9 protein-coding genes are annotated in these 11,997 nt (G+C 28.2%); 7 read left to right on the top strand and 2 right to left on the bottom strand.

Annotated elements, in window-relative coordinates:
• Positions 1 to 86 precede the first annotated feature (86 nt).
• The 3 genes from L3J60_RS12330 to L3J60_RS12320 all read left to right on the top strand — a co-directional run bounded on the left by L3J60_RS12330 (position 87) and on the right by L3J60_RS12320 (position 3,269).
• Positions 87 to 581, top strand: a complete 495-nt coding sequence (locus tag L3J60_RS12330) for a hypothetical protein (protein WP_291975861.1) — start codon at positions 87 to 89, stop codon at positions 579 to 581.
• 3 nt (positions 582 to 584) lie between these two features.
• A complete protein-coding gene (locus L3J60_RS12325) occupies positions 585 to 2,588 on the top strand; it encodes a DUF3857 domain-containing protein (RefSeq protein WP_291975860.1) in 2,004 nt (667 codons plus the stop codon).
• Between the two features lie 96 nt (positions 2,589 to 2,684).
• A complete protein-coding gene (locus L3J60_RS12320; RefSeq protein WP_291975859.1) occupies positions 2,685 to 3,269 on the top strand; it encodes a YceI family protein in 585 nt (194 codons plus the stop codon).
• Positions 3,270 to 3,284: 15 nt separating this feature from the next.
• Here L3J60_RS12320 and L3J60_RS12315 read toward each other — a convergent pair whose 3' ends face one another.
• Positions 3,285 to 3,749 carry an Lrp/AsnC family transcriptional regulator gene (locus L3J60_RS12315; RefSeq protein WP_291975858.1) on the bottom strand — a complete coding sequence of 155 codons (465 nt, stop codon included), beginning with the start codon at positions 3,747 to 3,749 and terminating at the stop codon, positions 3,285 to 3,287.
• 157 nt (positions 3,750 to 3,906) lie between these two features.
• Between L3J60_RS12315 and L3J60_RS12310 the strand changes: the two genes are divergently transcribed.
• Both L3J60_RS12310 and L3J60_RS12305 read left to right on the top strand, forming a co-directional pair.
• A complete protein-coding gene (locus L3J60_RS12310; RefSeq protein WP_291975857.1) occupies positions 3,907 to 5,130 on the top strand; it encodes an aminotransferase class I/II-fold pyridoxal phosphate-dependent enzyme in 1,224 nt (407 codons plus the stop codon).
• Positions 5,131 to 5,233: 103 nt separating this feature from the next.
• A complete protein-coding gene (locus L3J60_RS12305; RefSeq protein ID WP_291975856.1) occupies positions 5,234 to 6,961 on the top strand; it encodes a Na+/H+ antiporter NhaC family protein in 1,728 nt (575 codons plus the stop codon).
• Between the two features lie 283 nt (positions 6,962 to 7,244).
• On the opposite strand, the gene L3J60_RS12300 is transcribed toward L3J60_RS12305, so the two are convergent.
• Positions 7,245 to 9,431, bottom strand: coding sequence for a putative porin (locus L3J60_RS12300; protein WP_291975855.1), 2,187 nt, complete (start codon positions 9,429 to 9,431; stop codon positions 7,245 to 7,247).
• A 305-nt stretch (positions 9,432 to 9,736) separates the two neighbouring features.
• Here L3J60_RS12300 and L3J60_RS12295 point away from each other — a divergent pair, with 305 nt between their 5' ends.
• Positions 9,737 to 10,339, top strand: a complete 603-nt coding sequence (locus L3J60_RS12295) for a ribonuclease HII (RefSeq protein WP_291975854.1) — start codon at positions 9,737 to 9,739, stop codon at positions 10,337 to 10,339.
• A gap of 55 nt (positions 10,340 to 10,394) precedes the next feature.
• Complete coding sequence (locus tag L3J60_RS12290) at positions 10,395 to 11,447, top strand: nucleoid-associated protein (RefSeq protein WP_291975853.1); 1,053 nt, start codon at positions 10,395 to 10,397, stop codon at positions 11,445 to 11,447.
• Positions 11,448 to 11,997: the final 550 nt, after the last annotated feature.

The raw sequence follows: 11,997 nt of genomic DNA, 5'->3' as shown, positions 1-11,997 counted from the left end.
AAAAGAAAATTTGGAAAATCATATGAATATGTTGCAAAATAATAATGAAAGAGTAGCAAAATACTTTAAACATCCAAGTATAAAATATGCCGCTTAAATTAAATACCTATTTGTGCGAGGTTAATAACATTCATTTTACAAAATCAACTATAAAAAATAATAAAGAAAAGGCTGTTTTTGAAGAATATTTATCTTTTAATGCGGTTGATTATGCTACTATTATTAATAATCAAATGTTGATTGTAATTAATGCCTTTAATAAAAATACATATGTTCCAAAACGGTTGAAAAATAGAAAGTTGCCACTTGAAATATCTAAAAGTTATACAGATATTGATAGTGTTACAGTTAAGCTTCCTCCAAACTTTAAAATAGATTATTTACCACAAAAAGTTGAAATAAAAAACAACTTTGGAATGTATATGATGAATTTTGAAAAAGTAGATGAAACACATTATCTCTACTCAAGAAAACTAGAAATGATTAAAGGTCAATTTCCAAAAGAAATGTATGATGCCTATAGAAAATTTAGACAACAAATACGAAAATACGATAATACTAAAATAATTTTAACAAAATAGTTGATGAAAAAGATAATACTCACCATAATATTACTAGCTGTTAGTCAGTTAGTTATGTCTCAAAATTATAAAGTAGGCAAGGTGTCTAAAGAAGAATTACAAGAAAAAGCATATCCGTTGGATTCTTCCGCAAATGCAGCTTATTTATACAAGAAAAGGAAAACTTATTTTAAATATGTTCAGAAAGAAGGCTTTAAAATAATTACAGAAGTTCAGGAAAGAATTAAAATATATAATCACGAAGGTTATAATTGGGCAACTAAAGTAATTAGTTATTACAATCCCCCAATGAAATCAGAAAAAGTGACTATTTCAAATGCAAAAACGTTTACCTTAAAAAACGGAAAAATTGAGACTTTCAAATTAAAAAAATCAGCTATTTTTGATGAGAAAGAAAATAAATATTGGTCAAATAAAAAATTCACCATGCCAAATATTAGCGATGGCTGTGTGATAGAATGGACCTATAGAATTACTTCTCCATACAGAGATATAAGAAATGTAGAACTTCAATCAGAGATTCCTATAAAAAAAATTAGTTGTAAAATTGAAATTCCAGAGTATTATATGTATAGCATTAGGGAAACAGGCTTTCTTGATATTCCTTTACAAAAAGTGGAAAAGAGTTCGTATATAGAGCTGCAATCTAAAAATAGAAGTACTAAAAATCATGTTACTGGAACGTCTTTTTCTAAAGATAGAATAAATCTTTTTTTAAATATTTCAACAATCAATAAAAATAATATTCCAGCATTATTAGACGAACCTTTTGTTGATAATATAAATAATTATAAATCAGCAATTCATTATGAGCTAGCCACCTTAAAATGGCCAAATGAAATACTTAAAAACTATACTCAAACCTGGGATGATGTTGCTAAAACCATTGCTAGAAGTAGTGAATTTGGTGGGGAACTTAAAAAAACATCTTATTTTAAAGAAGATTTAATAGCTCTAAGAAATAAATTTAGCAATAAAAATGAGTTGATGTTAGCCATTTTTGAATTTGTTAAACATAAAGTAAAGTGGAATAACACCTACGGTAAATATAGTTATAAAGGAGTACGATATGCCTATAAAAAAGGAGAGGGAAGTGTGGCTGATATCAACTTAATTCTTGTTGCAATGCTTAGAGCTGCTAATATAAATGCAAACCCAATTATATTAAGTACTCGTTCCCACGGCGTTCCAATTTTCCCTACTCTGAACAGATTTAATTATGTAATTGCATGTGTTGAGACTGAAAATAATGTAGTGCTTTTTGATGCCACAGAAGAAAATAGCACACCAAATGTACTGCCATTGAGAGATTTAAATTGGAAAGGAAGAATTATAAGAGAAAATGAAAGTTCTACTTGGGTAAATTTAATACCAAAACCTGCTGATTTAAATGCTAATACACAAATAACTATAAATGAAGATGGTGAAATGCAAGGAATGAAAAGAACTCAATATAAAAATTATGAGGCATTGAAATTTAGAAATAAATATAGAAAAGTGAAGGATGAAGATGTTATCGGTAAAATTGAAGAAGATTATGGAAATATTGAAATTTCAGACTTTAGAATTGTAAACAAAAACAATATTTATAAGCCAGTAATTGTAATGTATAAATTTTATTCGGAGGAAGGAGTTGATATTATTGGTAACAAAATGTATTTTTCACCATTGTTTTTTATGGCAGAAACCAAAAATCCGTTTAAATTGGAAAAAAGAGATTATCCAATTGATTTTGGAATGCCTAATAGTAATAAAAAAATTGTAAGTATAGTTATACCAAGTGATTATGTTGTGGAATCCATTCCAAAAAGTTTTGCAATTGGCCTTCCTGATAATTTAGGTGTTTTTAAATTTTCAGTTACACAAGTAGGTAATAAAATTAATATTATATCATTATTAAAAATTAATTCATCTGTTATTTCAGCAACGTATTATGCTCAGTTAAAGGAATTCTTTAAACAGAGGATAGCTAAAAATACAGAAAAGGTTGTTCTAATAAAAGCATAATATTTTGTTAAAATAAAGTCTTTCAAACACTTAATTATTTTTGGTTAAGCGTTTTTTTGTATCATTGTCTATACTAAAAAAATTAAAATTTAATTTATGAAATCACTATTTTTAAAATCAATCACGGCTATTTTTTTATTGCTATGCTCTGTTTCTATCTACGCTCAATCAAGTTTTCAATTTAAAATAGATTCAAAAAATTCCATTATTCATTGGAAAGGTTTTAAACCAATGGGGTCACAATCAGGAACCATAAAATTATTAAGTGGAATTGTTGAGGTTGAAAATGATATAATAATAGAAGGAAATTTTGTGGCTGATATGAACACTATTACTGATAATGGTGGAAGTGCAAAATTAGAAAAACATTTAAAATCAGTTGATTTTTTTAACACTAAAATATATCCAATATCTAAATTCAATATAAAGACCATCGAAAATATTGAAGGAAAAACCTACTTAGTAGGAGATTTAACAATAAAGAATATAACTAAACAAATAACCATACCAGCTACTATATTAATTAATCAGAATACGGTTAAAATTACTACAGAAACGTTTAAAATTGATAGAACTGATTTTAATGTGAAATATAAATCAAAATCCTTTTTTAATAATTTAAAAGATTCCTTTATTCGTGATAAATTTGATTTACAAATAACAATTATAGCCAAAAATTAAGCATTGTAATTGAAATTAAGTAATATTTAATACGCCAGTACTTTTAGTTGCCGATAATACAAAAGTACTTTGAACATTTGAAACAGAGTCTAAAACAGATAATTTATTTTTTAAAAATAACTGATAGCTTTTCATGTCTTTAACAATTACTTTTAATAAGTAATCATAATTGCCCGCTACGTGAAAACATTCCATAACTTCATCTATTTTTAAAACAGCATTCTCAAATTTAATTATTAACTTTTTAGAATGAACCTGTAACGTTACTTGGCAAAAAACTTCAATGGTAAATCCAATTTTTGTTTTATCTATTATAGCAACGTACTTTTCAATAACTCCTAATTTTTCTAAACGTTTTATACGTTCATAGGTTGGCGTTTGTGTTAATCCAACTTTTAAAGCAATTTCTTTAATATTTGCTTTTGAATTTAATTGTAAGATATTTAAAATGGTTAAGTCTATGTGGTCTAAGGAAATCATAAATAGAAAATTTTTCTAAAAATATAAATTATTTTGATTAATTATAGAAAAAAAATCTTTAAATGATTGATAATATAGAAAATAACACCAAAATAACAATTTTATTCAGTTTAATAATTTGTAATATTGTAAATTTATAATAAAAACAATTCGTATTATGAGCAATAAACCAGCCGATAAAATACAAGATTTACAGTATTTTGGAGAATTTGGAGGTGTAAATCCTTCCATTTCAGATTCAGCAACCTATACCTTTTTGCATGCAAAAACCATGCTTGATACTTTTGAAGGTCACGCAGAAGGTTGTTATTTATATTCACGTCATTCTAGCCCAAGTAATTTATATTTAGGAGAAGCTTTGGCAGCTATGGAACACACGGAAACAGCAAATGTTGCAGCTTCTGGTATGGGTGCTATTACTTCAGTGTTGTTACAAATTTGTGGGGCAGGAGATCATATTGTTTCAAGTAGAACAATCTATGGTGGCTCTTATGCTTTTATGAAAAATTTTGCACCAAAACTTAATATTACTACCTCTTTTGTTGATATAACTTCTTTGGAAAGTGTGGAAGCCGCAATAACTAAAAACACAAAAATAATTTATTGCGAGTTAGAAAGTAATCCATTATTAGAAATTGCAAATATTCCAGAGTTATCAAAAATTGCTAAAAAACACAATGTTAAGTTAGTGGTGGATAATACGTTTACGCCTTTAATTTTTACGCCTAAAAACTTAGGAGCAGATGTAACTATACATAGTTTAACTAAATTTATAAATGGCACAAATGATACGGTTGGAGGTGTAGTTTGCGGTACACAAGAATTTATTAATGATTTGCGAAGTGTACAGGACGGTGCTGCTATGTTGTTAGGTCCAGTTATGGATAGCTTACGTGCGGCTAGTGTACTTAAAAACTTAAGAACATTACATATTAGAATGAAAAAGCACAGTGAAAATGCACTCTATTTAGCAGATCATTTTGAAAAAGATGGATTAAAAGTGGTATATCCAGGATTAAAAAGTCATAAAGATCACGAGCTTTTTAAAACGATGAATAATAAAGAATATGGTTTTGGCGGAATTATGACTATTGATGTCGGAACTATTGAAAAAGCTAATGAATTAATGGAATTAATGCAAAACGAAAATTTAGGCTATTTGGCAGTTAGTTTAGGCTTTTATAAAACTTTGTTTAGTGCTTCTGGAACAAGTACTTCTTCTGAAATACCTACTGAAGAACAAGTTAAAATGGGACTTTCAAATGGAATTGTTCGTTTTTCTATTGGTTTGGATAATGATATTGAACGCACTTACCAATCTATGAGAAATTGTATGGAAAAAGTTGGTGTTTTAAATACAAAACAAGAAAGTGTTTTATAAATAAAAAGTAAATATTTAGTGTTAAACCTTACTCATTTTGAGTAAGGTTTTTTTTTGCATAACCTTCTAAATTTATGTATCATTACATTTCTAAATTAAAACGATGCCAAAAAACGATAATATTTCAGAATTTAAAGCAGGTGGTGTAACCATTATTGAAAATAAGGAATTAAATATTTGGAAAGCGGTGTTGCCAGTTGTTGTTTTGGTTGCTTTATTGGCATATAATGTTTTTGTATATGGAGATGATGCTTTAAGCGGAAGTAATCAGTTTATTTTATTAATGGGTGCCGCAGTAGCAGCTATCGTTGGCTTTGCTAATAAAGTCCCTTATAAATTAATGATGGATGAAGTTGCTGAAAATGTAAAATCAACAACAAGTGCTATTTTAATATTGTTAATGGTTGGTGCTTTAGCGGGTACTTGGCTTATTAGTGGTATAATTCCTACTATGATTTATTATGGATTACAAATATTAAATCCAACTATATTTTTAGCTGCATCACTTATAATTTGTTGTATTGTATCTATAGCAACAGGGAGTTCTTGGACCACCTCAGCAACTGTTGGAATTGCACTTATGGGAATAGGAAATGCATTAGGTGTTCCTGCTGGAATGACTGCTGGTGCCGTGCTGTCTGGTGCTTATTTTGGAGATAAAATGTCACCACTATCAGATACCACTAATCTTGCTCCTGCAATGGCTGGTGGAGATCTATTTGAACATATAAAATATATGACTATTACCACGGTTCCAACAATTACAATTACCTTAGTTGTTTTTATCATTTTAGGTTTTAATATTCATACAGTTGGCACTGCAAATACGGATGAAATGTTGGCAGGAATTAAATCTTCATTTCATGTTACTCCTTGGCTTTTTGTGGTTCCTTTAGTGGTTATTGCTTTAATCATTAAGAAAACATCTCCGTTAATTGCATTAATTATAGGAACTTTATTAGGTGGTTTATTTGCCATTGTTTTTCAAAGTGCCATTATCTGGAGTCAAGGTTTGCGATATGAAGTCACAAAAATTCCTGAAGAGTTTTCTCATTTAGTAGCTTGGGATGATGTTTCAAATAATAATTATCAAACTCCGGGAACCTACAAATTAGTATCAAAAAACGAGCATATAACCATACAAAATCCAATTGTTTTTGAATTGCCAAGTGCTAACAGAAAAGTAAATCAGATTTTTGAAGGAAATACCACTATTTTAAAAGATGGAAAAGCTGTAGGAACATTAAATTTAACTGCTAAACCAACTTCCTTTTTTACCACGGCATATTTTGCAGTAATGAATGCGATGACGGTTGAAACCGATATTGCTACTAAAAATGAAAAACTAAACGATTTATTTTCAGCAAAAGGAATGAGCGGAATGCTAGGTACTATTTGGCTTATTTTGTGTGCAATGACTTTTGGTGGCGTTATGGATGCCATTGGAGCCTTGGCTAAAATTAGTAGTTCTATCTTAAATTTATTTGATTCAGTTTTTGGACTTTTTGCAAGTACCGTATTTAGTTGTATTACTTTAAATGCAACGGCTTCTGATCAATATTTGGCAATTGTTGTACCTGGTAAAATGTACGCTAAAGCATTTAAAGATAAAGGATTAGCACCAGAAAATTTAAGTAGAACCTTGGAAGATGCTGGGACCGTAACTTCGGCATTGGTTCCTTGGAATACAGGTGGAGCTTATCAGTCTGGAGTACTAGGCGTTAGTGTTCATGAATATTTTGTATATGCAATATTTAACTGGTTAAGCCCAATTATGACTTTATTATTTGCGGCTTTTAAAATAAAAATTAAAAAACTGGTAACTAAATAGCAAGAGGTTAATGAAAGTTTTTCTGATTGTCTATAATCTAACATAACATACGTCACCCTGGACTTGTTTCAGGGTCGCATTCAATAAAAATACTAATTATCAAATGTTGATGAGATGCTGAAACGAGCTTGCCTTGCCGACAGGCAGGTTCAGCATGACGTTGTTATTTACTATTACTAACTATGGTTAATCAGAATCTTTCATATAAAAATTGAAATGTCATTGCGAAAATTATAAACTTTTATGTATAATCTGAAGTAATCTCATAAAAGAGTTATAATCATTAAATAAAGAAATTCCAAACCAAACCAAATCGAACGGTTAAGTCTCTATAAGGATAATTTGGTGCAGCAAAATAGTTTCTTCCAGAAAAACCTGCACTAAAATTTTCAACTTTTAAAAATAGTCGAGTTCTTTTAATTTGAGCATTTACAAAAAAATCGAGTATAGGATAATTTCCAATTTCTGAATTATTTTGTAAAACAAATTCATTTAATAATGGATTAAAAGCGTTTGCTTTAAATGCTGAAAAATATTTAAAAGTAACACCTGTTTGTAAATACATAGGTTTTCCTTTAAATACATAAGAAGAAAAATAAAGAGAGTTTCGAGTTATAATTTCTGGAACTCTAAAAAAATTAAAACCATCTAATACTTTTTGATATAATACGGTATTTGCTAAGGTAAATTTTTTATAATGAAGTGATTTTTCAGCTTTCACTCTAAAATAATTTAAAGTATTAGAAGTTTGTGTAGGTTTTGAATTTTCATCAAAGTAAGTGTAATTATTTACAGAATTATAACTGGCTTTAGCCGTTCCCCATTTTGGTGAATTTATTTGAAAACCTATTGATGTATATTTTTCATTATTAAAATTAGTTCTCCAATTGTAATTTATATAATCACTTTGGTATAGTTGTTTATTAAAATCTGGGGCTTTTGAAGTGAATTTTGCAAATGCTTCAATATTTAAAATACTATCTTTTTTAAAAGAAGCCGATGCGTATAATGAGCTTCCGGTAATAGTTCCTGTTATAAAAGTTGAACCTTTTGCTTTAAGAAAAATTTCACCAAAATGTGTATTCCAATCTGCATTTACAGCAATTGCATTTCCTTTTAAATGATCTGGAATAGTAGTGTTGTTTAAATATAAAATACTATTATAGTGATAGTTATAATTAAAATTAGAAATACCAGTTTTTAATGTTCCTAAATAAGGTGTAGTAAATAGTGCATACAATTCACTAATTGATTTTTGATAGGAGGTATGATCCACAATTGGACTAGCAAAAGCACTACCAAAAACTAAAGTTGAATCGGTTTGATTAAAACGGTAGTGTTTGGTTTCGTATAAAAATGAAGAACCAATTTTTAAACTGGTTTCCAGTTTTGCTTTTACAGCTAGAGTGTCTTTTGTTATAATTTTGGCAAATTCTTTTGGCAAGGAATCTATCTTTTTATTTACTTTTATAGTAATGGAATTCTTATTTTGATTTTGAGTGCTAATTTTGGGTAAGGAATCCATCTTTTTGATTTTTATGGAATCTAGTTTTGCCATCAATCTTTCTTTACGTTTTAAATTAGTAGCTATTAAGGCTTCTTTATTTAAAGCAGGTTTGCTATTCCTTTTTACTTTTTTTACAACTTCTTTTTTATTAGTAAATAACGTGTAAGATTGGTCAAAATAATAGCGTTTTCCTTCAAATAAACTTGTGGCATTGGCATAGTTAACATCTAATCGTTCTCTTTTTATATAATTGGTGTCGTTACTTTCAAAAAATAAAACAGATTGATCAGTTAATCCACCATTTTCTTGATTAGAAAAATCATAGGAGTAAAAATGTCCTTTAAGAAAATAACGTTTATTTTTAGTGTGATAGTTAAAAGAAGTTCTAAAATTTCCGTGACTTGCTAAGGTATTACGGTATCTTCCTAATGACCGCAGTCCTTTGTATGCAATTGAAATATTAAATTGTTTTGAGGTGTTTAATGTCAAAAAAGCATCTAAAAGTTGACCTTGTTGCATGCCTGTTCTGTACATTAATTCAGAAGTAGGCGTTGGCACGTAATAATAGTTAATATCATTTAAAGTGTAATAGTTGAATTGTTTTGCTGAAAAGCCAATAGTTGGTATAATGTTTTCATTTTCAAATGAATAGGCTAAAGTTGTATAAGTTTCTCCTTGATTATGAAACGGTAATAATTCAAAATCATCTTTACGGATAAAATTGAATTTGTAATCTTTTTTTATGGTTAAAGTAGTATCAACAATAGTAGTATCATTGTTAATATCAATTATTTTATAATCTTTATAATTAGTTTTTCCACTTAATTTAATTTTAACTTCTTTATTAAATGAAGTGCTGTCTTTTGAAAACAATCCGTTATTACGAGTTCGTTTTACAAATTGTGCTTGTAACGTTGTAAAAGCAAAAATTCCAAAAAAGAAAACTAAAATTATTTTTTTCATATAATTCATTAAGTCGCAAAGGTAAAATATTTGAACGAATTGAACCAACGTATATTTTGTGGTTTAGTTAAATAAAAATTTAGAGTGGTTTTCTGATTCTCCGTAATCTTACATAGTGTCCGTCACCCTGAACTTGTTTCAGGGTCGTATTCTATAAAACACTGGTTATCAAACTAAAATGAGATGCTGAAACGAGTTCAGCATGACGTTGTTCTTTATTATTACTAATTATGGACATACAAATTGGTTTTTAAAATAATTATGAATTAATTAAAAGAATTGAAAATGTTTTCTAAATTTGAATTATGGCACTTAAAGAATACTATTTAAAAAATTGTTTTGAAGCAGGAACCGATGAAGCAGGCAGAGGTTGTTTGGCAGGCCCAGTTGTTGCGGCTGCGGTTATTTTACCAGCAAATTTTGAACATCCTTTATTAAATGATTCTAAGCAATTGTCTGAAAAAAAACGGTTACTATTAAAACCATATATTGAAAAACATGCACTTGCATTTGCGGTTTCATTTGTATTTGAAAGCAAAATTGATGAGATTAATATTTTGCAAGCATCCATTTTGGCAATGCATCAATCAATATCTAAATTAGCCATAACGCCAGAACATATTATTGTAGATGGCAATAAATTTAATCCGTTTAAAAACATTCCTTTTAAAACCATTGTAAAAGGTGATGCAAAATATATGAGTATTGCGGCAGCTTCTGTATTGGCAAAAACGTATCGAGATGAATTTATGTGTAAAATTCATTCAGAATTTCCTGCGTATCAATGGAATAAGAATAAAGGTTATCCAACAAAAAAGCATCGAAGTGTTATTGCAACTTTAGGAGCAACAAAATATCATAGAAAAAGTTTTAAATTATTACCAGATCAATTAAAATTAGCATTGTAATTTAATATGATTTAAAGGTAAAAAGAATACTTTTGTTCGGTTAAAAACTTTAAATATGATTAAAAGAAATCGAGCAAGTATAAGCAAATTTATAATTCATAAAGTTGGAAATAAATTTAACTCTGCAACCAACATATTTTCAGAAAATGAACTAACTTTTGATCAGGAAAGTTACGAATTAATGATTCCTTTTTTATTAAAACCCTTTGTTAATTTAGCACAAAGTTATCGGTTTAATCACCATGCAAGTATTGATTTAAATGAAATTAATAGTTACGCTACTGAAATTTTTAAAGATGAAAATTCATTTGTGGAACTATCAAAACATATTGTTAATCATTTGTACGAGCAATCTAATTCAGCACAAATAAAAACAGGAGATGTACTTGTAGCAATTTTTGAAGATATTGAGTATAATGAGGTGTTAACCAATGCAATAGGGATATTTAAAATTGAAAATAAACTTGATTTTTTTCAAACCTATATAGATAAAAATAGTTTTGATGTGTCAGTTCAAAAAGGAATTAGTACTAAAAAATTAGATAAAGGCTGCTTAATTATTAATACTTCAGATGCGGATGGTAAAGTGGTTTTAAGTGTAGATGCTAATAATTACGATGCCAATTATTGGGTAAATCATTTTTTAAATTTAAAATATGCAAATGATAGCAATCAACATACTCAAAATTATTTAGAAATGTGTAAAGAATTTTCTGAGGAAATTTTAAAAGAAGATTTTGGAGTTCAAGAAAAATCTAAATTTTTAGCTAAAACTGTCGATTTTTTTAAAGAAAATGAAACGGTGAACATCCACGATTTTAAAGATGAAGTATTTAATGAACAAGAAGATCAAAAAGAGTTGTTTGATTCCTACAAAAAACAATTTGAAGAAGCAAATGATGTATTAGTTCTAAATCAGTTTGCGGTTTCTGATATTGTGGTTAAAAAACAAAAACAAAAAATTAAAACCGAAATAAAGTTAGATACTAATATTCAAATTAAATTAGATATTGATGCTCCAGATGCGGCTATTGAGTATTTGGAAAAAGGATATGATGAGGAGAAAAAAATGAAATTTTACAAAGTTTATTTTAATGAGGAGGAATAAGGTAAGGTTAATAAAATGTCATAGTGAGGAGTATTAGCGACGTGGTTATCTTGCTCTAAAGAAACAGATTGCCACAGTTTTTTTCAAAAACTTCGCAATGACAAAATAAAAACAGTATTACTTTTATTTTATTATTATGTTAAACATATAGATTTCTTTAACTTTTCTAAAATAACGCAATAACAATAAACGCATGTCATAACAAGGAGCATTAGCGACGTGGTTATCTCATTCTAAATAAACAGATTGCCACAGTTTTTTCAAAAACTTCGCAATGACAAAATAAAACAGTGTTACTTTTATTTTATTATTATGTTAAACATATAGATTTCTTTAACTTTTCTAAAATAACGCAATAACAATAAATGCATGTCATAACGGGGAGCATTAGCGACGTGGTTATCTTGCTCTAAAGAAACAGATTAAGACCGTTGCAAAATTCAACAAATTTCACCAATCCAAGTTTTAGATAAATTTTAGATTGGTTTTTGTCAAAAAATGTAATTTTCACTTCTTTTTTTGTCTTTGAAGTTCATTTTAATATTGTTTT

The organism is Lutibacter sp., from assembly GCF_021647475.1.
GTDB lineage: Bacteria > Bacteroidota > Bacteroidia > Flavobacteriales > Flavobacteriaceae > Lutibacter.
This window is presented reverse-complemented; position numbering and strand designations above follow the sequence as displayed.